This window comes from Verrucomicrobiia bacterium (assembly GCA_019634635.1).
Taxonomy (GTDB): domain Bacteria; phylum Verrucomicrobiota; class Verrucomicrobiia; order Limisphaerales; family UBA9464; genus UBA9464.
This window is the reverse complement of record JAHCBB010000023.1, coordinates 1-25,589: the sequence shown is the minus strand read 5'-3', so window position 1 is coordinate 25,589 and position 25,589 is coordinate 1. Positions and strand designations below refer to the sequence as shown.

At 66.6% G+C, this 25,589-nt stretch carries 17 protein-coding genes; 12 read left to right on the top strand and 5 right to left on the bottom strand.

Annotation, left to right across the window (positions count from 1 at the left end; genetic code table 11):
• Window positions 1-47 precede the first annotated feature (47 nt).
• From KF791_14615 to KF791_14605, 3 genes are all read right to left on the bottom strand, one after another.
• The gene (locus KF791_14615) at window positions 48-1,589 is read right to left on the bottom strand and encodes a response regulator (GenBank protein ID MBX3733811.1); all 1,542 of its coding nucleotides are present in this window, start codon (window positions 1,587-1,589) and stop codon (window positions 48-50) included.
• A gap of 4 nt (window positions 1,590-1,593) precedes the next feature.
• The gene (locus tag KF791_14610) at window positions 1,594-1,992 is read right to left on the bottom strand and encodes a response regulator (GenBank protein ID MBX3733810.1); all 399 of its coding nucleotides are present in this window, start codon (window positions 1,990-1,992) and stop codon (window positions 1,594-1,596) included.
• 158 nt (window positions 1,993-2,150) lie between these two features.
• Window positions 2,151-2,792 (bottom strand): hypothetical protein, encoded by a 642-nt coding sequence (locus KF791_14605; GenBank protein ID MBX3733809.1) that lies wholly within the window; start codon window positions 2,790-2,792, stop codon window positions 2,151-2,153.
• Between the two features lie 243 nt (window positions 2,793-3,035).
• Here KF791_14605 and KF791_14600 point away from each other — a divergent pair, with 243 nt between their 5' ends.
• The 9 genes from KF791_14600 (at window position 3,036) to KF791_14560 (ending at window position 18,254) form a co-directional block, all read left to right on the top strand.
• Window positions 3,036-5,687: a zinc-dependent metalloprotease gene (locus KF791_14600; GenBank protein MBX3733808.1), complete on the top strand. Its 2,652-nt coding sequence runs from the start codon at window positions 3,036-3,038 to the stop codon at window positions 5,685-5,687.
• A 454-nt stretch (window positions 5,688-6,141) separates the two neighbouring features.
• The gene (locus tag KF791_14595) at window positions 6,142-6,441 is read left to right on the top strand and encodes a transposase (GenBank protein ID MBX3733807.1); all 300 of its coding nucleotides are present in this window, start codon (window positions 6,142-6,144) and stop codon (window positions 6,439-6,441) included.
• Window positions 6,442-6,696: 255 nt separating this feature from the next.
• Window positions 6,697-9,558, top strand: a complete 2,862-nt coding sequence (locus tag KF791_14590; GenBank protein MBX3733806.1) for an immunoglobulin domain-containing protein — start codon at window positions 6,697-6,699, stop codon at window positions 9,556-9,558.
• Between the two features lie 79 nt (window positions 9,559-9,637).
• Complete coding sequence (locus KF791_14585) at window positions 9,638-9,928, top strand: hypothetical protein (protein MBX3733805.1); 291 nt, start codon at window positions 9,638-9,640, stop codon at window positions 9,926-9,928.
• Window positions 9,925-11,508, top strand: coding sequence for a hypothetical protein (locus tag KF791_14580; protein MBX3733804.1), 1,584 nt, complete (start codon window positions 9,925-9,927; stop codon window positions 11,506-11,508). Before KF791_14585 ends, KF791_14580 begins: the two co-directional genes overlap by 4 nt.
• Before the next feature lie 425 nt (window positions 11,509-11,933).
• Window positions 11,934-13,361, top strand: coding sequence for a hypothetical protein (locus tag KF791_14575; protein MBX3733803.1), 1,428 nt, complete (start codon window positions 11,934-11,936; stop codon window positions 13,359-13,361).
• A gap of 198 nt (window positions 13,362-13,559) precedes the next feature.
• Window positions 13,560-16,100 (top strand): DEAD/DEAH box helicase, encoded by a 2,541-nt coding sequence (locus tag KF791_14570; protein ID MBX3733802.1) that lies wholly within the window; start codon window positions 13,560-13,562, stop codon window positions 16,098-16,100.
• A 94-nt stretch (window positions 16,101-16,194) separates the two neighbouring features.
• Window positions 16,195-17,121: a shikimate dehydrogenase gene (locus KF791_14565; protein MBX3733801.1), complete on the top strand. Its 927-nt coding sequence runs from the start codon at window positions 16,195-16,197 to the stop codon at window positions 17,119-17,121.
• Window positions 17,118-18,254 (top strand): prepilin peptidase, encoded by a 1,137-nt coding sequence (locus KF791_14560; GenBank protein ID MBX3733800.1) that lies wholly within the window; start codon window positions 17,118-17,120, stop codon window positions 18,252-18,254. The genes KF791_14565 and KF791_14560 overlap by 4 nt, the downstream gene beginning before the upstream one ends.
• 66 nt (window positions 18,255-18,320) lie before the next feature.
• Here KF791_14560 and KF791_14555 read toward each other — a convergent pair whose 3' ends face one another.
• Window positions 18,321-18,602: a hypothetical protein gene (locus KF791_14555; protein ID MBX3733799.1), complete on the bottom strand. Its 282-nt coding sequence runs from the start codon at window positions 18,600-18,602 to the stop codon at window positions 18,321-18,323.
• Window positions 18,603-18,710: 108 nt separating this feature from the next.
• On the opposite strand from KF791_14555, the gene KF791_14550 reads away from it, so the two are divergent.
• The 3 genes from KF791_14550 to KF791_14540 all read left to right on the top strand — a co-directional run bounded on the left by KF791_14550 (window position 18,711) and on the right by KF791_14540 (window position 24,283).
• Window positions 18,711-19,466, top strand: a complete 756-nt coding sequence (locus KF791_14550) for a fumarylacetoacetate hydrolase family protein (GenBank protein MBX3733798.1) — start codon at window positions 18,711-18,713, stop codon at window positions 19,464-19,466.
• A gap of 162 nt (window positions 19,467-19,628) precedes the next feature.
• Window positions 19,629-21,959 carry a hypothetical protein gene (locus tag KF791_14545; GenBank protein MBX3733797.1) on the top strand — a complete coding sequence of 777 codons (2,331 nt, stop codon included), beginning with the start codon at window positions 19,629-19,631 and terminating at the stop codon, window positions 21,957-21,959.
• Window positions 21,956-24,283 carry a hypothetical protein gene (locus KF791_14540; GenBank protein ID MBX3733796.1) on the top strand — a complete coding sequence of 776 codons (2,328 nt, stop codon included), beginning with the start codon at window positions 21,956-21,958 and terminating at the stop codon, window positions 24,281-24,283. The genes KF791_14545 and KF791_14540 overlap by 4 nt, the downstream gene beginning before the upstream one ends.
• Window positions 24,284-24,321: 38 nt before the next feature.
• Here the strand turns inward: KF791_14540 and KF791_14535 are convergent, their stop codons facing one another.
• Window positions 24,322-25,134 (bottom strand): GTP cyclohydrolase I FolE2, encoded by an 813-nt coding sequence (locus tag KF791_14535; protein ID MBX3733795.1) that lies wholly within the window; start codon window positions 25,132-25,134, stop codon window positions 24,322-24,324.
• Window positions 25,135-25,589: the final 455 nt, after the last annotated feature.

Below are 25,589 nucleotides of genomic sequence, written 5' to 3'. Positions count from 1 at the left end.
CATCCGTGCCGCCGGGTTCACAGCGCCGGCGTTCCGGATCGGATGCCTCACGTTGCCTTGCGTCCGGTCAGGAAATGCGTCTGAAGAACTCCCATGCCCTTGATCGGAATCGCCCCGCGGGGTTCGAACTCAAATTTTCCCGCGAGTCGCCCGGCCACCGCCGAGGTCACATGAATGCGGTCGGGAACCCCATGCGATTCCATCCGGCTCGCGGTGTTCACCGTGTCCCCCCAGAGGTCGTAGCTGAACCGGTGGCGGCCGATCACGCCCGCCACGACCGGTCCCGCATGCAGACCAATCCGAAGCCGCAGCGGCGGATCGGTCCGCTCACGCAGGTCTCCGATCACCTCGAGCATTTCCAGGGCAAGGTCCGCGGCGGCCTCGATGTGGTCCGGACGCGGTTCCGGAACCCCGCTGGCAGCCATCCACGCATCCCCGATCGTCTTGATCTTCTCGATGCCATGGCGGTCGGCGAGGCGGTCGAAGCGGGTGAAGATGTCGTCCAGCAACTGGACGGTGTCCGGCGCCGGGAGGGTGGCGGCCAGCCCGGTGAATCCGGCCAGATCCGCGAACAGCACTGTCGCCTCGTCGAGGGCGTCCACGATGGTGCCCCCGCCCTGCTTCAGCCGCTCGGCAATGGGGGCGGGCAGGATGTTCAGGAGCAGGCGTTCCGAGCGCGCCTGCTCCTCGCCCACCTGGGCCGCCAACGCCCGCTCCTGATCGAGCAGCCGCTTCTTCTCCAGGCACGCCGCAATGCGGGCCCGCAGCAGTGCAGGGTTGAAGGGCTTGGTCAGGTAATCGTCGGCCCCCGCCTCGATGCATCGTGCAATCCCCGAGCCCAGGTCAAAGCCCGAGATGATGATCACCGGGATGTCAGCCACCTCCGGATCCCCCTTGAGCCGGATGAGCACCTGGTAGCCGTCGAGCCCAGGCATCAGGATGTCCAGCAGTGCTAGATCATGCGCGCGGGCCCGGAGTGCCTTCAGGGCCTCCAAACCATCGGCCACCACGGTCACGGTATAGCCACTGCGGGTCAGACATCGCTGGAGAATCTCGCGGTTGGACGCATCGTCGTCGGCCACCAGGAGGCGTCCGCGGCACGGTGCCGGCGGGGGGCCGGCTGGCGGGGTGACGAAGGAGAGGGTCGGACGCAGCACCGGTCCGGACGCAACGGTGTCGGCGGGGTCCGGATGCCGCAACGGCATCAACAGCTCCTCCATCAACCCGAGCCAGGTGCGGGCAGCCTGCTGGATGCGGCGGAGGTCGGGAAGGAACTGGTCCAATTTGCGCTCCACGGCCAACTCCTCCAGCAGCTCGCCATGACCGATGATGTGGTTCACCGGCGTGCGCAGGTCGTGCTGCAGGCGGGCCACCTCGATCGTCTCGGTCTGCAGCCGGTGCTCATCCAGATAGTGGCTGATCAGCTCGATCAGGCGCCGGCCCCCACTGCGGATCCGTTCAAGGTCTCCGACCAGATCGGCAGGCAGCGCCTCGTCCTCAAGGAGAATCTCTGCATAGCCGACGATGTGGTTGATCGGACCGCGCAGGTCATGCCGCACCTTGCTGAGATCGAGCGGGGACACGGACATGGACTCAGGCGGGGGGTGTCCCCGAAGGGGCACCCCGGGGGGCGTTGAGCAGTCGCTCGATCTTTGAGAGCAACCGGGGCAATTCGATCGGTTTGGTATCGAAGTCATCACAACCGGCCTCGCGGGCCTGCCGCTCATCCTGCGGCATGGCGTGCGCCGTCAGCGCGATCACCGGGATCTGTGAGGTGATGGGGTCGGCCTTGAGGCGGCGGGTGGCTTCCCATCCGTCCAGGACTGGAAGGCTCATGTCCATCAGCACGATCTCGACACCTCCTGCCTGCGCCCGGGCGAGGCCCTCCGCCCCGTCACAGGCGAGGACGACGGTGTACCCGCGGCGTTGCAGACGCCGGGACAACATGTCCCGGTTCAACTCGTTGTCCTCGACCAGAAGGATTTTCGGCATGCCCCACCCCGGGAACGAGCCTACGCCCCGCCCCCGCCCGGAAACAAGCCGGGCTTCTCGGGCGCTGCGATTCAGACACTGGGGGAGAGGAAACCGGATGATGGTCGCCGATGAATCCGCCGGGACTTGATTCGGTGGCCCTCAGTTCCGCGGGTCATTCAGCCCAGAACGATGTCGGGCGGTGGCCACACCACGAGACCCGGCTCACGGAGGGTCGTCTTGAACCAGAGCCATGCCCTTCCGCTGATCTGTTCGAGGAACAGGTCGGCACTCGTTGCCGAAGGCAGGTCGGTGATCGTTGCGGTGACGGTTCGGGTGGCATTCGCCGGGACGGTCACGGTGGCGGCTCCGACGAGGGTACCACCGAGGGCGAGGAACCGGAATCCGACCGGATTGGAGACCGCGCGAACGGTGAACGAGAACAGAAACGTCCCAACACCCGAATACCCATAAGATTCGGACTTGAAGCGGGTGAGAATGATTCCCGGTTCTCCGGTCTCCCACGACGCAAATCCGGTCGGAAACGAGGAGCTCTCCTGACTGTCGAACTGCGTGGCGCGGATCAGCGCCAGATTGGTTCCCGGTCGTCCGACGGTCCGGCTCGGGCTCAATGTTTCAAACGGCAGCGGCCAGCGAAGTCGTGCCTCCCGGATTTCAGGCATGGCCCCTCCGAGAATCTCCCGGGACCACCCCGCCGGGCTCAATGAGGGCTCCTGGTCCTGCAGGCGAAGGGATCCGCGCGGTGGACGGGTGAGCGCGCGCAGGGCGGATGCCGATGTTTGTCCTTTGGGCTTTCTCATGGAGGCGGAGCGTATGCCGAACGTCGCAGGCTCAACAAGGCCGGACTCCTCCATGCATCCTCTGGAACTCCCGCGCGCTCCCGGGACGGGAGCCGACCCGGAGTCCGAGGGACTGCGGACCCTTGCCGGGAGGACTTCCGTCGGCTCTCGCCGAACGTCACGAAATCGTGGCAGTGGCAACCCCGCGGGGAGATCGCTAGCGTCCTCCAACGCGGCAAACGCCCGCACCATTTGATTCACCGCATGAAAGCCGCATCGCTTCCGGACCCCATCGCCGCCGCTGGCGTCCGATTCATCCTCCTGATCCTCTGCCTCGTGGCGCCGGTGGCGGCACAGCCGGAAGGTGCCGCAAAACTGGAGATTTCCGTCGGGACCGACTTCACGCTCGTCATCCCGCGCTCGGCACTCGGCCGGGACCACCTGATGTCCGCCTCGCGCATTCCCCAGGCCCTGGCCGCCACCAGCACCGGGCTGTCAGGAAAAATCGTCCGGTTCGAGGCGTTTCATGACGGCGTGGATCTCTACGAATCCACGGACGGCCTTCTGGTGACCCGGGATCTGCCCGCCCGGCGCCTGCTCACCACCTTTCCCATCGTGGCGCAGGACGACACGAAGGTTGTCATTGACTTCAACCGGGGCATGCGCCGGCTGTACACGGACATCTGGTATGCCGGCAGCCGCCGCTTCGCGATGGCGTCGCGGGACGAGTCGCTGGAAATCCCCCAGTCGCGGGTCTTCGCCGCGGAAAAGCGGGACGACCTGCTGGTCATCCGCCAAAGCGTCCAGGTCCGCGACCGCGAGCAGGACCCCAACCTCGAGCAGCGGTTCGAGGTCCGCTACTTCTTCACCCCGTACACGCCCGGGACGAATCCGGGCCGGGAGGCACCGGCGACGGACCTGCGCTATGCGCGATTTTTCGAGACGCAGGCGCAACTTGAGGACACCACCGGCCGCGCGTCCCCGAAGATGGCGCGCTTCAACCTCTCCCGGCCGCTGGCCTTCCACCTGAGCGCCAACACGCCGCCTGAATATGTCCAGGCCGTGAAGGACGGCATCCTCTACTGGAATCGCGCCTTCGGAACGAATCTCCTCACCGCCGGGGTGGCGCCCGAGGGGGTGACCGCACCCGACCCGCGGTACAACATCGTGCAATGGGTGCCATGGGACAACGCGGGCTTTGCGTACGCGGACCTCCTGCTCGATCCGCGCAACGGCGAGTCGCAGCACGGCCAGGCGTACATGACCAGCGTGTTCGCCCTCAGCAGCAAGGCACGGGTGCGGGCGCTCCTGCGGGCCCTGCGCGGGATCGCCGCCGACGCCAGGGACGGCCGGACCCCCGGGGCGCCGGACGCACCCGGGGGTTTTCCCTGGATGAGCTCAGACGGCGTCTGCCAGGTCCATGCGATCGAATTCGCGATGCAATACGCGCATGGCCTCCAGGAGCTGCTGGCCGACGAGGCGCTGACCGACGAGGCGGTGCTGCAGGCGTCGCAGGACTATGTGCGCGAGGTGGTCGCTCACGAGGTCGGGCATGTCCTCGGATTGCGCCACAATTTTGCCGGCAGCCTTGGCGCAACGCTGAACCACCGCGAACTGGACGAATGGTTCAACGCCTACGTCGCCGGCGAATCCCTCGACGCTTACACCAACCGGTATGCCTCGACCTCGACCATGGAATACATCGCCTTCAAGGCGGCCCTTCAGGTCGGCTGGTGGATCCGCACGCAGTCCAGCCCCCTCCCGCACGATCGCGCAGCGATCCGCTGGGGCTACTTCGAGAGCGAAGAACCGCGCGAGGGGAGAATGCTCTTCGGCACCGACGACCAGGTGCCCGTTTACGGCGATCTCCGTCGCTTCGATTTCGGGACGGAGCCGGTCGTCGGCGCCTACGTTGAACTGGCCGAGACGCTTCGCCTGCTGCCCAACCGGACGATCGAGGAGTTCATTGCGGCCCGGGCCCCGCGCGATCCGCGCGACCGGGTGCCGCTGGCCGAGGTAACGCTCCGGCCTCGCAGCGAGGCGCAGGCGGTCGCGACCCGGTTCGCGGACATGCTGGCCTGGTTCCGTGCCGGCACCCGCTCGCTGCGGGTGGAAAATGACTTCGACTTCATCGGTGATCTCAACCAGCAGGACCGGGCCCGGGCGCACTGGAAGTCGCTCAACGGGCAGCTGGAGCGCCTCGGCGGCGTGGACCGCGCGCTCTTCGGCTTCCTGCCGCTCGACCTGAAGCTCGAACTCAAGGACGTCCCGAAGGACGCACCGGTGGTCGAACAGATCGCCGCCACCAACCTGCTCGCAAGGCTTCAGCGGCTGCTGGACGCGCCGGCATACACCAACTTCGTCGGCCTCGACGAAAAGCGGTACACGTTCACTCCCGAGGAGAAGGCGCTCATCACCGACCGCGCACGACTTCACTTTGAGGAATTCGAACGCGAGGTCCTCAAGCAGGTCGGGCTCCGCCTGGAGGACGCGCCCCGCGACCTTGGCATGGCCGCCAATGAGGCCATCGGCGAAGACGACATCACGGCGGTGCTGGAGAAGAGGATCATGGATTTTGCCCGATGGATCCTCACGGCCAAGGACGACGCCCGACGACTCAAGGGCAAGGTGGACAAGAGCATCGTCGAGGTCGTGGACTACCGGTTCGACCACGAAACGCGCCTCGCCGCCGCCAAGGCCTTGAACGACAAGACCGGCTCCTTCCGCGGCTGGGCGCTCGATGCCAAGGCCGAATTGAACAAGCATCTCAAGGAGGACGTGGAAGGCGCCTTGAACATCGGAAACTTCAAGGAATTCAAGGACTCGATGCTCTCGCGAACCTTGCGCGATTGGTACCTGAAGCAGCAGGACATCCTCGCCCTGTTGCCGGCTCCCAAACCCGAGCCGCCGAAATAGGCCCCGTCCGCGGCGGCAACCGACCCTTCCCGACCCCGCAGGCCTCGCATTCACGCGAAGCCGATCCATGGACTGCCGCAAACGTCCACCTGGGCTGTCGGACCCTGTCTCCCGCTGTCCGCGGAGCGCCTACCCCTGGCCGCTCTGTCATCATGATGGTCGCTGAAACGGCATTCGCCCCCCACTGACAGCATTCAAGACGGGCTTGTACCAATCGTCCTCCCCAAATCCGCCGATGCCCCGCCTTCCCGCAATCGGTTCCACTGCCCTTTGCTTCCGGACGTTCGAATCCCCGGAAGCCGGGCATGAAAACCTACCGGTCCCGCAACCTCCGCAAATCCCCGGTGTGGCAGTGTGTCCAGCGTCACCACGACACCTTCGTGGACCGCTATCCCGACGCCTACGAACCCCGCCTGGGCCCCCTGCGCCCCGTCGTCTCCGCACCGCCCTGGGATTGCCTCGCGGACGCCCCGCCTTCCTCCTCACCCTCCACACCTTCGGCGAATACCTCGACTTCCACCCCCACATCCATGCCCTCGTGGCCGAGGGGGTGCTGTATTCTGAGGGCCAATGGCACCCGGCTCCCGAGATCGCCCACGCCATTCTGGAGTCCGCCTTTCGGGACCGGATCTTCGCCGAACTCCTGCGGATGCGTCGGATCTCCCCCCCAACTGGTGGAGCGCATGCGCGGCTGGAAGCACACCGGATTCAACGTGGACGCCGCCCGGAGTGTGTCCCCGGAGAATCGCGCTGAACGGGAGGCACTCTACCAGTAGTTGGTCCGGCGATGCCCGGGGCGGAAATGGGAACAAAGCGCTTGTTCACAGGATGTTGTGTTTGATTTAACCTCCCCTCCATGTGCCACCGATTTCTTCGTCCCCGCCTTTGTACCTTCCGATGCTTCCGAACCCAGCGGTCATCGCCTGTCCGAAGGCATAAATCACAACAACGAAAACCAACAAGCGAGTGATCTGTGCAACGAATCCTTCCTAAAACCCCTGCCGTGGGCATGGGGGTCGCTGTCGCCGGACTGGCGACGTGCCTCCTGAGTTCAGCGGCCCTTGGCCAGACGATTCCCAACCCCAGTTTTGAGGCCAACAGCTTCGCCGTCGCCCCGGGCTATGTGATCGACAATGGCGACATCACCGGTTGGACCACCGACTTCCCGGGCGGGGCCGGATTGAGTCCGGCCGGAGGGGACGGCACCTTCGCCGACAACGGGACCATTCCCGACGGCAGTGCCGTGGCCTTCCTGGCCGGTGGCGGCACCCTGGCGACCACCGTCACCGGCCTGACCGCCGGAACGACCTACAAGGTCTCCCTGCGCGTCAACGCCACCACGGCGCGGACACCCATCCTGCGGGTGACCGTGGACTCCGCCGACATCATGGCCCTGTCGGTTTATTCCGTCAGCGGCACGGCCCCGTACCAGCACGTCGCGTTCGAGTTCACCGCGGCGGCGGCCACCGCGGCCCTGGGACTGGTCAACGATGCGGATGGCGGTCAGACGCTCCTGATGGACAACCTGACCATCGCGGAAAGCAGCGGGCGATGGACCGTGGAGCCGTGGACGGACGACGGCACCTCCGGCGTGGACAACCAGTATGTCTACACCCATGCCTACAGCTTCGGCACCGGCAATTCGTCGGTGGTGAATGGCGTGCCCTTCGTCGGCGTGGGCGGGCCCAATCCCAGCGTCGCGGGCAAATTCGCCGCGACCCGGTTAGGCAATGTGTTCAATGGCGACGCGAACAACATCACCGGAGGGAGCAGGGGCCTGGCCACCGACTTCATCTACTCCGGGGCCAATGTGAATGCCGGCGAGTACCAGAGCATCGCCCTTGAGGGGTTGACTCCGGGGACGGAATACGTGGCCACCCTGTTCTCGGCCGGATGGGAAAGCCCGACCACGTCCGCCCGCTGGGCCACCTTCAGCGTTGGGGACGACCGGTTGACGCGGAACCAGGACGAGTTTGACGACAACAACGGCATCCGCCTGTCCTACCGCTACACGGCCGACGCCAGCGGGGCCGTGGTGCTCAACATCGCCCCGATGAACCCGGTCAACGTGAGCATCCACATCTACGGCTTAAGCAACCGTGAGGCCGTGAGCCGCAACGTCGCGCCCGGCATCACGGTGCCGCCGACGGGTGCCACGGTTTCCGCAGGGCTCCCCGTGGAGTTCAGCGTGAGCGCCTCCGGGTTTCCCGCCCCCACCTACCGGTGGCGCTTCAACGGCGAGGACATCCCCGGCGCCACCTCCAGCACCCACACCATTCCCGCCGCCAGCGCCGCCGATGTCGGCGAGTATGACGTCGTGGTGTCCAATACGCTCGGCTCGGTGACCAACGACGTCGTCCGCCTGGTCGTCGGGGTGCCTCTGCCCAACTCGAGCTTCGAGGTGGATTCGTTTCTCTCATGGCCGGGATACAGCGGCGACAATCCGGGGAACGCCAGCACCCCGCCCGGACCCAACGTGCCGATCACCGGTTGGCTCCAGAGCGCGCCGGAGAACAGCGGCATCAATCCGATTGAGAACGGGGAGTCTCCGTTCGCCGACAACGGGCGGATTCCCCACGGCCGGCAGGTGGCTTTCCTCCAGTCCCTCGACGTGCCCGTCACCTTCGGCCGGGCGGTCGAGGGCCTGACGGTGGGAGCCCAATACTACCTGCACTATTACGAGAATGCGCGGGCGGCGTCCGGAACCCCTGCCCTCGAGGTGTCGCTGGGAGGCACGGTCCTGGTGCCGGAGCACACGGTGCCCTCGGGTGGCTATCGGGAGGTCTTCAGTGATGTCTTCGCCGCGTCGGCCACATCCCTGGACCTGGTGTTCACCAAGAGCAGCCCCGGGGGCGGCGACACCACCGCATTGATTGACAACGTGGCGGTGGTCCCTGTCCCCGCCAACACGGCTCCGTTCATCGCCCGCAGCCCCTCCGGCGCCGCAGCCTATGTCGGCGGTTCTGCAACGCTTTCCGCGCAGGTCCTGGGCAGCCTGCCCCTGAGCTATCAGTGGTTCCGGGATGGCGTGCCCGTGCCCCAGGGGACGGGGCCGGCCCTGGTGCTCACCGATCTCCAGAAGCCTGCGGAAGGGAACTACACGCTCCAGGTCACCAACATCGCAGGCGCGGTGACGACCACCGCGGTGCCTCTGGCGGTGAACCGCCGGGTCCCGGGCCTTTTCAACACCGGGGTGGATGACACCCACGCATCCCTGCCGGACGGCGAGACCGACACGCACTATGAGCTCATCGTGAACCCCCACATCGAGTCCACGGCGGCAATCGTCCAGGATTCGACGGTGTTTCCCATCGTCAGCGGCCCCTGGCTGCTGAACACCGCCACGTCGAAGTGGATCGGGCCCGAGTTCAACACGGTGGCCGGCGCGGTGGGACTTTACACCTACCGCACGGAGCTGGACCTCACGGGACTGGATCCGCGATCGGTGGTCATCCGGGGCCAGTGGGCCTGCGACAACGCCGGCCGGGACATCCTCGTCAACGGGGTTTCCACCGGGAATCCCCAGAGTCCGGGCTTCGGCGCCTACACCCCGTTCGCCATTGAGGGCACGGAGGTCGCGTTCACGGCCGGAGTCAACACCCTCGACTTCATTGTCGAGAATGTGGACGCCATCGGATACACGGGATTGAGGGTCGAGATTCTCACCAGCAACGCGGATCCCGCCGGATCGCGCATGGAGATCAGCCGCAGCGGGGACACGGTGACGCTCACGTGGACCTCCACGGGCGCCGGGCCCCGGCTGCAGTCCGCTCCCGATCTGGACGGGCCCTGGACCGACGTCACGGGAGCCACCAGTCCCTACGTCACCACACCGGCCACATCGCCGTTGTTCTTCCAGCTCGTGCCCTAAAGGCCCGGATCAGGTGCCGCACGACCGGGAGCGGGAAGCCGCTCCCGGTCTTTCGTTTGGGTGGCCGGCATTCGCACACATGATCGGCCTCAACGGCAGTGTCTTGAACATCGGCGAGTACTTCGACGAAGCGGTGCAACTCGAATCCGGGAGTGTGTTGAACAACATCAACGCCGAGGCCGGATCCTCTGCCACCGGCAACCGGACGTTTGTAGACGGCGCGGGATCCCAATGGAACGTCTCAGGGCTGTTCAAAGTCCGGCCGACGGCCGGCGTGAACGTTCGCAACGGCGGGGCCGTGAACGCCGGCAACCTGCACTTCGACGAGCCCTCCTTTGGTTTGCTGAAATTGGTCATGTTCCCGGGTTGATCAACGGCACCGTCTCCAGTGGCGGGATGATGGCCTTGAAACCGTCCGGTTCGCTGCGCATCGGCGACGCCCCGGGGAGCGACGCGCGGCTCACCGTTTCACAAGCCGCCTCCCTGCTGGATGCGACGGCTGCGCCCGAGATCGTCGTGGGACGCGCCGGCAAAGGAACCTTGACGGTCGCGAATCAGGCGGAAGTGAAGGTGCGTCGTCTCCAGGTCGGTCACGATGCAGGGAGCGAAGGGGTGGTCACCCTCCTGACGGCCGGACAGGTGGAGGTCACCGGTGAAATTCGCATGGGTGCCGCCGCCGGCGGACAGGGCCAGTTGTCGGTCAACGGCGGGGCGGATGTTTTCGCTGGAAAGATCAGCCTCGGCCGTTCGAGCGCGGACAACAAACTCGTCGTCGATGGGGCCACCGGCGCGTCGAAGGTCCGTATTGCGAAGGAACTGCTGGCTGGCGAAGCGGGCCAGGGCGAGGTCGAGGTGCGCAATGGCGGCGTGCTCGAGTTCGCCGGTCCCGACCCGTTCGCGGCGGTGACCCCGGCATCGAATGACGGGGTTGGCGACGGCGGTCTGCTGGTGGACGGCACGGATTCGCGGTTTGATCTGCGCAACGGCGCACTGGGCATCGGCATCGCGGGTGCCGGACGGTTGACGGTGAGCAACGGGGGCGAAGTCCTGGCCCATTCGCTCGATGTCGGCGCAAACGGGCAAAACTCGCTCGTCACGATCACCGGCGACTTGTCGGCGGTGCGCACCACGGAAGGCATCCGGATCAGGAACGGCCGGATCGAGCTTGGGCAGGGAGCGTTGCTTGAATTGCAGACCGATGTCTCCACCGCCTCGTTGACCCTGATCGAGCCGGCTGTCATTTCGCTGAACGGAGGCGGCGTGAAGGTGGGCAGTGCCGGTGCGCCGCCCGGCGGAGTCGTGCGCGTGGACAATGGCCGGCTCAACGGCAGCGGCACCATCGAGGGAGACGTCGAAGTGGTCGCGCCGGGAACCATTTCACCCGGCTCGGGCGAAAGCCGGCGCGTCGTGATCACGGGCGACTTCGTGCAGTCGGGCGGAACGTTGATCGTCGAAGTGACCGGCGCCGCGCTGCCCAACAACGACCGTCTCGAGGTGGGGCGGGGCGTGGTGATCACCGGCGGCGAATTGAAGGTCTATTTCGCGGGCATCATGCCGCAGACCGGCCAGTCGTTTCCCTTCATTCAATTTGAGGAGAATTTCACGGGGACCTACCCCGTCGTCACGGTGCTTGGCTTGGAGCCGGGTTTCATGTTCTCGCAGCAGGTGGTTTCGCCCGGCGTCTTCGGGTTGGTCGCGCTGAATGACGGCCAGCCCTTGCCGCCGGGCTCGTCGCTGTCGTTGTCCGGCTTCCAGGTGAATGACCGAGGCGAAATCCAGTTCAATGTCTCCGGAACCCCCGGTCGGTTGACGCATGTTGAAGTCAGCGAAGATTTGATGAGCTGGAGCTCCTTTGACCGCCTGGAACTGCCTGCTGGAACACCGGCGACCCTCCGCGACGGCCGGCTGAACGTCCTGCCTGCGCGCTTCTTCCGGGCTGTGTCATGGTGAGGCGCGCGCCGGCCCGCTGGCCCCATGAATGGTGCGGAATCAAGCGTTGCCGGAGGTCAGCAACCGCCCCCTTGGTCATTACGCCGGGAGCGGACAAGGGTGGCCCAGCCGGATGAGAGGCAGCTTCGTGAACATTGATGCAGAGAGGCCCTGTCGAAGACGGGCCTTACCATTCCAATCCCCGACTGCGCCTCGCCCCGGGTGAGGTGTCTCCACGACCAGGGCACCAAGCCGCCGACCCACTCCGGGGCTCCCGGCCGGTGCCCAAGATTTTGACCCCATCACCCGCCGCGCCCCAATCGCCTCCACATTTCGGAATCCATGTTCCCCGGATTCCACCATTGCCCCGGGGTGGATCGGGTGGTAGGTCCATGCACCCTCAGGAGAAATATCAGACGCTGAGTTCTGAACACCCCCGGACCGTCATGTTCCTCTCTTCGATCGCCAGAGCCCTTTCCACCTCGCTCATGCTGCACGGCCTCGGCATCGAGCAGGTGGATGCGCAGCCCGTGCTGAGCCGGATCCATGAGTTTGCCGGATACGAATGCATCGCCCAGAACACCGGCCTGATCGAGGGGCGGGATGGAATGCTCTACGGCTGGATCGGTCACGCGGGCCAGCAGCAGCGAAGCGTGCTCTGGCGCATGGGACGGGATGGCTCCGGTTTCAGCATCCTGCACACCTTCGCCGGATTGGCCGGGGATGGCGAGAATCCCACAGGGTTGGTGTTTGGTTCCGATTCGATCCTCTATGGGGTGGCCGGAGATCAACGGTCGGAAGGGCGGGTATTTGCCGTCGGGCCGGATGGCAGCGGCTATCGTGTGCTCAAGCAATTCACCGTCGCGGCGGATCAAACCGTGCTTCCGTTTGGACTCATCGAGGCCGGCAACGGACGGCTGTATGGAGTGACGGGAACCGGCAGTCCTTTGGGAGCCGTATACGGCATCAACCGGGACGGAGGCGCCTTCGAAATTCTGGCTCGGTTCCAGCGGCCCACGTCGGATGGACAGTTCCCGCGCGGCCTCCTGCTCGAAGGTCCGGAGGGACGCCTCTACGGGGTAACCGCCTCGGACCGGAGCCAGTTCCTTGGCACGGTGTACCGGTTGAACCTGGACGGCTCGGGGTTCGAGACCATCCACCAATTCACCGGGAACGGCCTCGGGACCCAACCGGACAGCGGTTTGGTGCTGGCAACGGATGGTTACCTGTATGGGCAGGCGGCCCGAGGTGGCTCTGGAAACGTCGGGGGCGTGTTCAAACTGCGGCCCGGCGGTGATGGGTACCAATTCCTGCCGACCGGTCCGGGCAGCACGCAGTGGTACCGCAGCGTGGCCGAGAGCGGCGACGGGTACCTGTATGGAGCCCATCCGGGAGGTGGGGCCCAGTTCAACGGCACCCTGTTCCGAATCCGTCCGGATGGCTCCGATCTCGAGACGCTCCACGAATTCGCCGAAAACGCCGAACCGAGGACCGGAGTCCGACCGAAGCAACTCCTGCATGGTGGTGATGGCCAGCTCTACTGCATCACTTATCAGCGGTCGCAAACTCCCATTAATTCCGCGACGGCCTACACTCCGATCCTGCTGCGTATCGGACCCGTGCCGCTGCCAAATTCCTCCGGGCAGCAACTCATCTTGGTGCCGAGTTCTACCACCGCGGGTACGGACGTCGTGTTCCGGATTTCGCTCACGGGCGATCCCGGACACACCTATGCTTTGCAGGTTGCCGATTCGCTTCCGCCACTCTGGCAGAAGGCCGGGGAAGGCGCCGCCAACGAACAGGGTGTCGTGGAGTTTTCCGAAATCATCCCCGCGGCCTCCAGAGCGCGTTTCTTCCGTGTGACGGCCGATTGACGGTCGCGCCGGATTCCCAGAAGACGATGGCTCAGGCCTGTGCTGTCAACGTGGATAAGGAGGGGGACCGAGATGGCCCCGTAGATTCACCGGAATCCCATCCGGATCCGTGGGGGCGCGTCAGGGAAGAACAGCCGGCGGCGCACCGGCCCCGGGACGGAGGCTGGTTCTTTCGGACCCCGGGGGTATCGTCGCGGTGTGCAGGGGGTTGATGCAGGAACAGGAACAGGAACAGGGCCAGGCCGGGAGCCCGCCACTGCGGAATGGGGCCGGGTGACCATTCCCGACCTGTGGCAACAGGAGGCGGTGACCGCATTGCGGGACGGACAGGATGTCGTGGTCCATGCCCCGACCGGCGCGGGCAAGACGCTCATCTTCGAGCTGTGGTCCAATAACGGGAAACCCCGCGGGCAGGCCATCTACACCGTGCCCACACGGGCACTGGCCAACGACAAACTCGCCGAGTGGCGGGCGCGCGGCTGGAACGTGGGCATCTCGACCGGGGATCTCTCCGAAAACCTCGAAGCGCCTGTGATCGTCGCGACACTGGAAACCCAGAAACAGCGCCTCATCCGCGGCGAAGGCCCGGCGCTGCTCGTCGTGGACGAGTACCAGATGATCGGCGATCCCGACCGCGGCCTGAACTACGAGCTGGCCCTCGCGATGGCGCCGCCCAACACCCAGTTGCTCCTGCTGAGCGGCTCGGTGGCCAATCCCCAGCAGGTGGTGGCATGGCTGCGCCGGCTGGACCGGCGGGCGGTCCTCGTGCGACACGAGATCCGCCCGGTCCCGCTGGAGGAGGTCTTCGCGTCGAACCTCACCTGGCATTTGCCCTCTGAAATCCGGGGCCTGTGGCCCCGGCTTTGCGCCAAGGCCCTCGCCGAGAACCTCGGGCCGATCCTGCTGTTTGCCCCGCGCCGCGCGAGCGCCGAGGCGCTGGCCCGCGACCTGGCGCGGCAACTCCCGAATCCCCAGCCGCTCCCGGTCAGCGACGCCCAGCGGCGCCTCGTGGGCGAAGACCTCGCCCGCATGCTCAAGGCCCGGGTGGCCTATCATCACAGCGGACTCAGCTACGCCGCGCGCGCCGGGGTCGTCGAACCGCTGGCAAAGGCCGGACAACTCCGCGTCGTCGTGGCCACCATGGGACTGGCCGCCGGAATCAACTTCTCCCTCCGCAGCGTCGCCGTGACCGATGCCACGTACCGCCGCGATGGCATTGAAACCCCGATCCGGGAGGACGAGATCCTTCAGATGTTCGGCCGCGCCGGCCGGCGCGGACTCGACGAAACCGGCTACGTCCTTGTCGGTCCCAATGGCCTCCGCCTGCACGACGGGCATGCCGCACACCTCACCCGCAGCGGACTGGTGGACTGGGGCGCACTGCTCGGAGTGATGCACATCGCGGCGCTTCGGGGACTGGACCCGTTCGCCGAGGCGGTCCGCGTCCAGGAACGCCTGTTCACAACGCGACCGATCTTTCTCGGCGTCGAGGCGGCGCTGCGGCACCCGGACGCACCCTGCGGACTCAAGACCGACGCCGAGCGGGCACGTCACGTGCGGCGCCGCGTGCGGCAGCTTCTCAATTCGCGGGGGGAATGGCAGCCCATGCCGGGTCGCACCGAGCGCCGGCTCGACACCATCATGATCCCGGAATACGCACGGGCAGCCGCACCCGCACCCGAGGGCGGTTCGGATTCGCCGGTCACCGTGCGGTTGCGTCCGGCCCTTACCGAACCCGCCGCCCTGCAAAAGACGGGCTTCGGCGAGCTGCTCACGTTGGCCGATGGACGCTACGGCCGCTCGGTCAAGGTGGCGGACCGCTTCGGTACGGACGGCATCCGGCTCACCGGATGGATCCGGCGCCAGACCGGGTGGAACGGGCGGGAGACGCGACTGGAGGTCTGGCGTTCACTCGTGGTGCCGCTGGTGACGCGGGCCTTTGAGGCGGAAGGACTGCCGGTCGTGCGCCTGGTCGAGGAACCCGACCAGATCCTGGCCCTGGTGAGCCTCGGGGCGCAGCCGCTGGAGGTCCCCGTGGACGCCCACGGGGTGGCCCTCTGGCGGGCGCGGGAACGCGAGGTTGTCCCCGAGGACTGCGGGGCGTGTCCGCTTGTGCCGGAGTGTCGCCGCCTGCCGACGGCGGTGGGGACCGCCCTCCTGTGGCGCCGTCTGGGCCTGGTGGATCCGGCCGGCAATCCCACACGCCGCGGGCGGGTGGTGAGCGTATTCCACGGAGGCGACGGACTCGCGGTGGCGGCGGCGTTGGAGGACGAGGCGTATCCGCTCGATGACCTCGTGTACGACCTGGCAAATCTGGATGCCGGACACCGCTTCAGCGGTCCCGAGGACCGTTGGGGTGGGCGGCTGGCCATGACCTGCCGCGGCGCCTATGGCAACGCGTCTGTCCCCGGCTATCTCGACTCCGGCGTGCCCCCCGGCTACGGCGATGGTGCCGACGTGGTGGTGCGCACCATCCATCGGGATCCGATGGCCAAGGGGCGATTTGCCACCGAATTCCTCGGCACCGGCGACGTGGACCGGATCATCATTGAATGGCGGAGCCTGTTGCGTCAGGTGGTCCACGCCGGGTTTCCGGACTGGCCCCGTTGGACGGGACTGCAGGCGCTTGGCAAGTCGCTCCTGCGGGAGACGACCTCGCCGACGCTCACCGATCTGCCGCCGATCGAGTATGGGCAAACGCGGCGGGTGGATCTCCAACTGCGTTTCCGCCGGCACTGAGCCGGCACCGGGTCGCTCAGGCGAAACAGGGACACGTCCCCGGTCGAGTTCCGGCTTCTCACCGGGGACGGCCCGCCTAGGCTCTCGCGCGCGCATGACGCCCCCGCTCCGGCCATCCCCTGGCGCCCGCACCCGGCTGCTCGCCGTGTTCGGTTCGCCCGTCCGCCATTCGGCGTCGCCTGCCATGCACAATGCCGCCCTGCAGGCGCTGGCTCTGGACTGGACGTACGTGGCCTGTCCGGTCGGCGCGCCGGACTTGGGCGCGGCTCTGGAGGGGGCGCGGCGCATGGGATTCGTGGGGCTGAATCTCACCGTGCCCCACAAGGAGCTGGCGGCACCGCTGATGGACAGTCTCGATGCCACGGCGTCCGACTATGGGGCGGTGAATACCGTGGTCTTCGAGGCGGAGGATCCGGAAGGCGTCTGGCGGCCGGTCGGCCAGATGCGGGAGCCGTCCGGCCCCGTGCGGGCGCGCGGATTCAACACCGACGCGGATGCGCTGGTGCGTTCCCTGGGCGAGGCACTCGCGATCGAGCTGCGAGCCTCCCGGGTGCTGGTGCTGGGCGCCGGAGGCGCCGCCCGCTCGGCCGCCCTGAGGCTGGCGGACGAGGGGGTGGGCGAGCTCTGGCTGGTCAACCGCACCCGCGCCCGCGCCGAGGCCCTCGCCGGGGAAGTGGCCGCGCGGGCACCCGCCACCGACGTGCATGTGGGCTATCCCGACAGCGATGTGGAGGTGGTCCTGAATGCGACGTCCCTGGGATTGCGCGAGGGCGACCCGCTGCCGCTGGATACTGCGCGCTTTCCGCCGGGCCGGGCCGACGGGGTCTTCGACATGATCTACCGGCCGGCCGAGACGCCGCTGCTCCGCGCGGCGCGTGAGGCGGGCTGCCGGACGGCCAACGGCCTGGGGATGCTGCTCTACCAGGGGGCGGCCGCGCTGGAATTGTGGACCGGCCGGCCAGCACCCGTGGACGTGATGCGCCGCGCGCTGGAGGCCGAGGTGTATGGAGCCGCGTCATGACCGACCGTTACCTGGGGCTTCCCCTGGACTTCTGGCAGCCGGAATTCCTCGGCATTCCGCACCCGATCTGGACCCTGGCCTTCACGGCGGTCGGGTTGATTGTGGGCAGCTTCCTCAATGTGGTCATCCATCGCCTCCCATTGGGCGAAAGTGTCATCACGCCACCGTCGCGCTGTCCCCAATGCCGGACCCGCATCCCCCTGCGCTACAACCTGCCCGTACTGTCGTGGTTCCTGTTGCGCGGCCGCAGCGCCTGCTGCGGCCTCCCAATCTCGTGGCGCTACCCGGCGATCGAGGCGCTCACAGGCGGCCTGTTCCTCGCAACCTGGCTGGTGTTTGGGTACACGGATCCCTGGGTTGCCGTGGGGCTTTGCGTGCTCTTCTCGGGGTTCATCGCAGCGACGTTCATTGACCTGGATCACCTCATCATTCCCGACGAAATCACCTTGGGCGGCGTGGCGGCGGGCTTCCTCCTTTCGGCGGTCATCCCGGGGCTGCAACAGGCCGACAGCCCCATGGAGGCGATGAAGCGCAGTGGCGTGGGCATCTTGGTGGGCGCCAGCCTGGTCTATACCGTGCTGCGACTGGGCAAGCTGGTGTTTGGCCGCCAACGAATCCAGCTGCCCGAGGGGAGCCGGGTGCGTTTTCTCGAAACGGGACTTCACCTGCCGAGCGGCGAGGTGGCGTATGGGGAGCTTTTTTACCGGCGGTCGGACGCCGTCCGGCTCCGGGCACGCCGCCTGGAGCTCGCCGACCGGTGCTACCGGGACTGTCGGGTGGAGGTCCTGCTGGCCGCGACCCCCCCGGTGGTGCGGGTCGCCGGCGAGGAGTTTAATGCCGAAGACGAGCCATATCTGGAAGCCGAAGCCGACCGCATCGAACTTCCCCGGGAGGCGATGGGGCTCGGGGACGTCAAGTTCATGGCCGCGATCGGCGCCTTTCTTGGATGGCCCTGCACCGTGTTCTCGCTGTTCTTCAGTGCGGTCATCGGCTCGGTGGTGGCCGGGGTGCTGATCGCCGCCGGACGGCAGACGCTCTCCGGACGGCTGGGCTACGGTCCCTACATTGCGCTCGCGGCGATGACGTGGGTGTTCGGGGGCCGCGACCTCGTGGCACGCTGGCTGGGCTTGTAAGGGCTCCGGCCCGGCCGGGGGATCCTCGGGCTTCGGTACGGGTGGGTTCAGCCGACGGAAGGTCGGCTATTCCGCGGGGGCACCTGGACGAAGGCCCACCTCGTGGGCGATGTCCCGGAACTCCTCCCGACTGACCTCGTGGAGTTCCTTGCCGCGACGAGTGAGCTGCTCGTTGATCTTGATCGCCTTCTCCGTCATGGCCTCATGTGTTTCCGCCGTGCCGCCGACGAGCGCAAAATTCTTGCCGGTCGTGATCCGCTTATGGCCGTCCGAATCGAGCCCCACTCCCAGCAGGAGGGCTTTTTGCGGCCTGGGGGTCGTCGCCTTGGAATTCCCGGCATTCGCCATGGGCCAAGGTTACGAAGGAGTGTTGGAACGGCAAGGCCCAATCCCAAGCCCGGCGGTTGGGATTCACCTTGCTCCGTCAAGCGGGAATTTGATACCCCTTCGCGCGTCATGGCAGCAATCGGTCGGTTCCAAAAAGGCGAAGAGATCTTTCACGCGAAGGTGGTGGACGGGGAGTTGTTCAAGCTGATCGGGGATGTGTACGGGTCGCCGTCGTTCGAGAAGAAGCCCACGGCGCTCAAGGGGGTGAAGACCCTGGTGCCGGTGGTTCCGTCCAAGATCATCGCGGTCGGGCTCAACTATGCCGACCACGCCCGGGAAACCGGCAAGCCGCTGCCCAAGGAGCCCCTCTTCTGGCTGAAGGCCCCGACCTCGCTCATCCCCGACGGCGCCAAGATTGAGGTGCCGTTCTCGAATCACCGCACGGACTTCGAGGCCGAACTGACCATCGTCATCGGCCGCCGCATGCGCAATGTCACCCCGGCGGCTGCGGCCCGGTATATCTTCGGCTACACGGCGGCCCAGGACGTCACCGACCGCACGATCCAGAACAGCGAGAGCCAGTGGTCGCGGTCCAAGTCCTTTGACACCTTCACCCCGTTGGGACCCTACATTGAGACGAAGATTGATCCCCACGATTTGAACATCCAGCTCTTCCAGAACGGGCAGCTCCGCCAGAACAGCAACACCAGCCAGCTCATCTTCAACTGCTTCGACCTGGTCAGCTTCATCTCGACCAACATGACCATGCTGCCGGGCGACGTGATCCTCACCGGCACCCCCTCCGGGATCGGGCCCATCGAATCAGGCGACCGCCTTGAGGTGCGGATCCAGGGACTGGCCCCGCTGGTGAACACGGTGAAATGACACCGGCTGGAAAAGCCTCGGGATGAATTTTTCGGAATCTCCCCAGTCCCTGTCGGCGTGTTCAGCCGCCGGTTCCATTGCGAGGGCGCTTCCCTCAAGGTGATCCCGAATCCGGGGGGCCTGCCGCGCAGCGACACAAGGTCCGCCTCGTTCGGCCGGCAAATGGCCTTTGTGGCCGCCATTGCAGCTCCATGGTGGCTGTCCGCAGACCTGCCCCAGGCCCGCCTGCTGACGGTGTTCCCCCCTGGTGCCCCGGCCGGTGCGACGACCCCGGTGATCGTGGCCGGTGCCGATCTCGACGAAGCAAGCGAACTCCTCTTTTCCGATCCACGAATCCGCGCCACGTCGGCGGCTGATGCGCCCGGTCATTTCAAGGTGACGGTGCCGCCCGGGATGAGCCCCGGGATTGTGGATGTCGCCGTCGCCGGGCGCTTCGGGGTCTCCAACCCCAGGGCCTTCGCGATCGGGGCGGGTGCGGAATGGATCCTCGACGCCACCAACACAGTCCTGTCCGCCGCCTGCAACCTGCCGCCGGAAACCATCATCAACGGCCGCCTGCCACCGGCGCAGGTCCTCTGGTTCCGCTTTGCGGGAGGAACCCCCGGTGAACGATGGATCGCCCGCGTGCAGGCGGTCGAACTGGATTCCCGCCTCGAAGCCGGCCTGCGCCTCGTGGAGGCGCCTGACCAGGAACGGCAACAGGTGCGCCGGGACTGGATGGAGTTCGAGATGCCGGCATCGGGACCCGTCTTCATTGAGCTCCGGGATCTGACCCATCAGGGCGGAGACGACCGATGCTTCCGATTCAGCGTGTCAAAGGCGTCCCGGGTGGATTTCACCCTTCCCTTGATGCTGGAGCCTGGGGTCACCAACCGCGTGCGCTTGTTCGGACGCAACCTCGCCGGAGGACGCCCCTCCCCGCTCTTCGGAGTGGATGGACGCGTCCTCGAAGAACAAACCGTTGAAGTGGTGGCTTCGGGTGAGGCTGCGTGGGATCCGGTGTCGGCTGCCCTATTGAGGCATCCGGCAGCCGCCTCGCTTGCGGGTCGCCTGCTCCCGTGGCAGCCCACGGAAGCAAGCCCATTGCCTGCGCCCATCCTGTTCCCGGTCACCCGCAATCCGGTGGTCTGTCCGCCACCCGGCGACCTTGCCCGTGGCAATTCCCTGACGTCGGTGACATTGCCCATGGAATACTGTGGGCTGTTTCCCCGACGCGGTGGCATCAGCGGCGTGACCTTTGAGGCGCGCAAGGGCGAGGTGTACTGGATCGAGCTCTGGGCCGAGCGACTGGGGTTTCCCTGTGATCCATTCGCCGTGGTGCAACGTCGGCGACCCTCGCGAATACCCGAGGCGGAGCCGCGGTATGCCGATATCGCCGAGCTGAATGATCATGAGGCCAACCTGGACGGACCCGAGTTCAACACCTTTTGCCGGGATCCCGCGGGCCGGTTCGAGGTGCCCGAGGACGGCACCTACCGGATCCTGGTTCGTGACCTCTTCCATGGCGCCGCCCACAGCCCCCAATATCCCTACCGCCTCGCCGTGCGGCGACCTGCCCCCGGCTTTTCCCTCGTGGCACTGCCCATCCAACCGGTGGGCGCCAATGACAATGACCGCTCCCTCTATGCGCTGTCCCCCGTGATACGGCGCGGCCAGACGGAATTGATCCGGGTGATCGCCCTGCGCCACGACGGCTTTGAGGGCGAGATTGAGCTCACAGCCAGCGGGCTCACGCCCGGAGTCACTGCGGACGTCACGCGGATCCCGTCCGGCCAGGCGGTGGGTTACGTGTCGCTGACCGCGTCCGAGGCGGCCGTTGGTACGGCGGTCCCGGTCATCACCGGCAGCGCGACCGCAGATTCCGGAGTCCTCCGCGAGATCGCCGTCTTTGCGGTGACGGGACCGGTGGACGACACCAACGACCAGGCCGTGCCGGTCCGGTTCGCGCGCGAGCCGCGCCTGTCGGTATGCGAGGCGGAATGGGCGCCAGTGCGAATATCCGTGACCACGGCCGATGCCGTCGAACCAGGGCCCGACCGCAAGGTGCGGGTGCCCATTTCCGTGGCGAGGCAGGAGGGCTTTGCCGGAGCCTTCTCGCTCCGAATGGGCGGCCGCGCCGAATTGGACAAGGCACGTGACGCACCGGTCCCCGAAAAGGCCTCCGAAGCCACGCTGGAGATCCGCCTCGGTGATGCGGCGCTTCCCGAGGGGGTGCACCGGGTCTGGCTTCAGGGCCACGTGACGGGCAGGTACCGGAACAACCCCGAAGCCCTCGCTCAGGCTGAAGAGGCGCTGCAGCAGGTGGAGGAAGCGCTTGCCGCAGCGACGGAATCCGAAAAGGCCGCGCTCGACGAACACCGGAAGGCGGTCGTGGACCGACGCCAGGCGGCCGAAGAACGTGCGAAACCAAGGGACGTGACCTTCCGGGTGTATTCGCCGCCGTTTGATCTTCGCATCCCGTCAGTTGCGCCCACAAACGCCCCCGCACCATGAATTCGAATCCGGCCTTCGCCGTCGTCACGCTCGGACTGGCGCTGACGCTCATGCCTTGCCGGGCCGTGCCGCAGGAACTGGAGATCGCCCAACCCGACCACACGGGTCCGGTGGAATTTCACCGGGACATCCTCCCGATCCTGCAGGTGAACTGCCTTCCGTGCCACAACCGCACGACGCCCAAGGCCGATCTGCTGCTGGAGACGGCGGCGGACATCCTCCGGGGGGGCGAATCCGGTCCCGCCGTGATCCCGGGCCGGTCCGACGCGTCCCTGCTTTTCCGGTTGTCCGCGCACCGGGAACGACCGCGCATGCCGCCCAAGGACAACAAGGTCAATGCAACCCACCTATCACCCTCCGAGCTTGGATTGCTCGCCCTGTGGATCAACGAGGGGGCCCTGGACACTGGGGACCCCACAGAAGAGATCCATTGGCGACCTCTGGCCGCCAGCCTCGAACCCATCCTCGCCGTTGCCGTCAGCCCCGACAGCCAGTTTGCCGCTGCGGGTCGCGGCAATCGCATCGAGATCATCCATCTGCCCACGGCCCGACGCGTCGCGTTGCTGACCGACCTCGCATTGGAGTCCGGTGGCGCCCACCGCGACCTCGTCCATTCACTCGCCTTCAGTCCCGACAGCCGCACCCTTGTCTCGGGCGGCTTCCGCGAAATCAAGTGGTGGGAGCGGGTCGCGCCGGAATGGATCCGCGCCGCACCCTTGACCAACCCGCCCGCCGCCCATCGCAAGGGACCCTGGATCGCGCCGGACGGCTCGCGCACTCTGGGCCGGGGTGCCAAGGCGATCCTGGAATTGTTCGATGCCGAAGGCGCGCCGTTGGCGGCATTCTCCGGGGACGCCGCCCTCGAGGCCAAAGCGGAAGCTGCCCGCCGGACCGCCGAACGGGCCGCCATCCAGCTGGAACTGGCGACCGGACACTTGGGCAAGACGGAAGGTGAGGTGGGCGTACAGCAAATCCGGCAGCGACAGGCGCGGGAAGCCGTGCGAAAGACCACGGCAGACCGGCAGGCCGGCCAGTCCGCACTCGCGAACGCCATCCGCGAGCAATCGCGGGCGGACCACGAATACCAACAGACCCTGCGGCAGGCTGGCGGCGATACCAATGCGGCACCGGTGTTGGCGCTCGAGGAGCGTCGCAAAAGCGCCGCCACCGCGGTGACCCGGGCCGGGGAGACCGACCGGACCGCATCGCTCAAGGCCTCCACCGCGGCCAACGAGGAATCGCTCGCGCGCGACGCCGTCATCGTGGCCGCGAGCCAGCACGCCGCTGCGTCCTGGCGCCGGCGGGAGTTGGCCGTGCAGTGGCGTGCCGCTGAGGCGGCGCAAGCGGCCGCCACAAACGCCTTCGCCCATGCACCCCGGGTGCGCACAGCCGCCTTTTCACCGAACTCACGCCGGCTTGCCACCCTCGACTCCGAAGGCCGGGTGGTCATCCGGTTGGCTTCGAGCGGAAATCTCCTGGGTTCCTGGCAGGTCCCGGAGCCGTTACAAATGGGAGTGCTCTTTTTCGCAACAGACGACCTATGCCTGGTGGGCGATGCCGCGGCCCCGGAGCGCACGTGGTCGCTGGACCTGACACCGCGCTGGCGATTGCGCGACTCGGTCACCGGCGGCCCGACAACGGCTCCGGTGGACCGGGTGCTGGCCCTGGCCTTCAGTCCCGATGGACGCTGGCTGGCTGCGGGGGGCGGGGAGCCCACCCGAAGTGGCGAAGTGTGGCTCTGGGAGGCCGCGTCCCGCAAACCCGTCTTCGGCCTGCCGGCGCTCCACAGCGACACCGTGGCGTCCCTCGCCTTCTCCCCGGACGGCCGATGGCTGGCCAGCGCCGGAGCCGACCGATTTGCCCGCCTGGTGGAGGTGGCGTCCGGACGACAGGTGCGCCTGCTCGAAGGCCACGCCGGACACGTGCTGTCGCTGGGGTGGGACACCGACGGGTTGATCCTCGCCACCGCGGGAGCCGATCTCGTGGTGAACTTCTGGGACCTAAGGGCCGAAAAGCGGATTGGACAGGCCACCGGATTTACTCGCGAGGTCACCGGCATCGCGCACCTGCCGGCAACGCCCTTTTGGATCGCAGCGTCGGGAGCCCGGGGTCTGCGGGTACTGGCCAGAAACGGTGAGAACCAGCGCGAACTCACCGGCAACGAGGACTTCACCCAGGCACTCGCCGTCACCCCGGACGGCCGTTGGGTCGTCGCGGGCGGACAGGACGGTGTGTTGCACGTCTGGTCGCCCGATGAAGAAACACCTCGATATCGCATCACTCCGGGGCCCACCCCAACGACTGCGGCCACGATCCCGGAGTAGCAACGAAATCGCCGTTCCGGATCCCGGCGCCACCCGGCTCAACCCTTCTCAATGCACGCGTAGGCGTTGTGGTTGTGGATGCTTTCGTAGTTCTCTGCCTCCACTTTGTACCACATCACGGCCGGCTGCTCGTTGAGCTTCACGGACACCGCACGCACCAGGTCCTCCACGAAGACCGGGTTCTCATAGGCCCGCTCCGTCACGGCTTTTTCATCTTCACGCTTGAGCAGCGAGTACATCTCGCTGCTGCCGCAGGACTCGATCAAGGCGATGAGATCCTCGATCCACATGGTCTCCTTCGACCGCACCTGCACGGTGACCTCGCCCCGCTGGTTGTGGGCGCCGAACCGTGAGATTGCCTTGGAACATGGACAGAGCGTGGTGACATTGCACTTCACGGTGAGCACAAAGTCGTACTCGGGACCCAGCATCGCGGCGTCGAACCGGACGGTGTAATCCATCACGCCGGGCTTGCCGGACACCGGGGCGCGCTTGACCAGAAAGAACGGGAATTCGAGCTCCAGGTGCGCATTCTGGGCATGGAGACGCTGCTGCAGGTCGCGCAGGATCTGCGGGATGCTCTCCACGTGGATCACCGAGCCGTGTGCGTTGAGGGCCTCGACAAAACGGCTCATGTGCGTGCCCTTGAATTCATGCGGCAGATCCACGAAGAGCCCCACCGTCGCGACGGTGTTTTGAAGCGTTTCCGCATCCTTGTCCCGCACCTGGGCGGGGAACCGCAGGCCCCGCACACCCACCTTATCAATGCGCAACTGGCGATGGTCCCGCTCGTTCTGTTTGTCCGTGAGCGCGGCGACGGCGTCACGCGACTTGATTGATGAACTCTTCACAGGTGACCGCAGACTACCACCGTCCCCCACACCGGCAAATGCATCCACCGCAACGATGGCGTGTCGTCCGCTCCGGTTGCCCCCACCGGTATTGGAGCCATGACCTCTCGACTCGGAGGGGCAAGGCTCCTGCCGCGCCGTACGTGCAACCGCGAGCGGACCTCGTGGGAACTCCACATGCGCACGGCTCGCGGGAGTCTCGCCCCACCGGTATTGGAGCCACGACCTCTTGACTCGGTAGGGCAAGGCTCCTGCCGCGCCGTACGTGCAACCGCGAGCCGACGTCGTGGGAACTCCACATGCTCACGGCTTGCCGGGAGGCTCGCCCCACCGGTATTGGAGCGATGACCTCTTGACTCGGTGGGCAAGGCTCCTGCCGCGCCATACGCGGAACCGCGAGCGGACCTCGTGGGAACTCCACATGCTCACGGCTCGCCGGGAGGCGAGCCCCACCG

Coding starts and splice junctions, on each gene's coding strand:
- KF791_14555 (MBX3733799.1), bottom strand. CDS start 18,602: ATGGCGAATGCCGGGAATTCCAAGGCGACGACCCCCAGGCCGCAAAAA.
- KF791_14550 (MBX3733798.1), top strand. CDS start 18,711: ATGGCAGCAATCGGTCGGTTCCAAAAAGGCGAAGAGATCTTTCACGCG.
- KF791_14540 (MBX3733796.1), top strand. CDS start 21,956: ATGAATTCGAATCCGGCCTTCGCCGTCGTCACGCTCGGACTGGCGCTG.
- KF791_14600 (MBX3733808.1), top strand. CDS start 3,036: ATGAAAGCCGCATCGCTTCCGGACCCCATCGCCGCCGCTGGCGTCCGA.
- KF791_14590 (MBX3733806.1), top strand. CDS start 6,697: ATGGGGGTCGCTGTCGCCGGACTGGCGACGTGCCTCCTGAGTTCAGCG.
- KF791_14605 (MBX3733809.1), bottom strand. CDS start 2,792: ATGAGAAAGCCCAAAGGACAAACATCGGCATCCGCCCTGCGCGCGCTC.
- KF791_14565 (MBX3733801.1), top strand. CDS start 16,195: ATGACGCCCCCGCTCCGGCCATCCCCTGGCGCCCGCACCCGGCTGCTC.
- KF791_14545 (MBX3733797.1), top strand. CDS start 19,629: ATGGCCTTTGTGGCCGCCATTGCAGCTCCATGGTGGCTGTCCGCAGAC.
- KF791_14575 (MBX3733803.1), top strand. CDS start 11,934: ATGTTCCTCTCTTCGATCGCCAGAGCCCTTTCCACCTCGCTCATGCTG.
- KF791_14585 (MBX3733805.1), top strand. CDS start 9,638: ATGATCGGCCTCAACGGCAGTGTCTTGAACATCGGCGAGTACTTCGAC.
- KF791_14615 (MBX3733811.1), bottom strand. CDS start 1,589: ATGTCCGTGTCCCCGCTCGATCTCAGCAAGGTGCGGCATGACCTGCGC.
- KF791_14610 (MBX3733810.1), bottom strand. CDS start 1,992: ATGCCGAAAATCCTTCTGGTCGAGGACAACGAGTTGAACCGGGACATG.
- KF791_14560 (MBX3733800.1), top strand. CDS start 17,118: ATGACCGACCGTTACCTGGGGCTTCCCCTGGACTTCTGGCAGCCGGAA.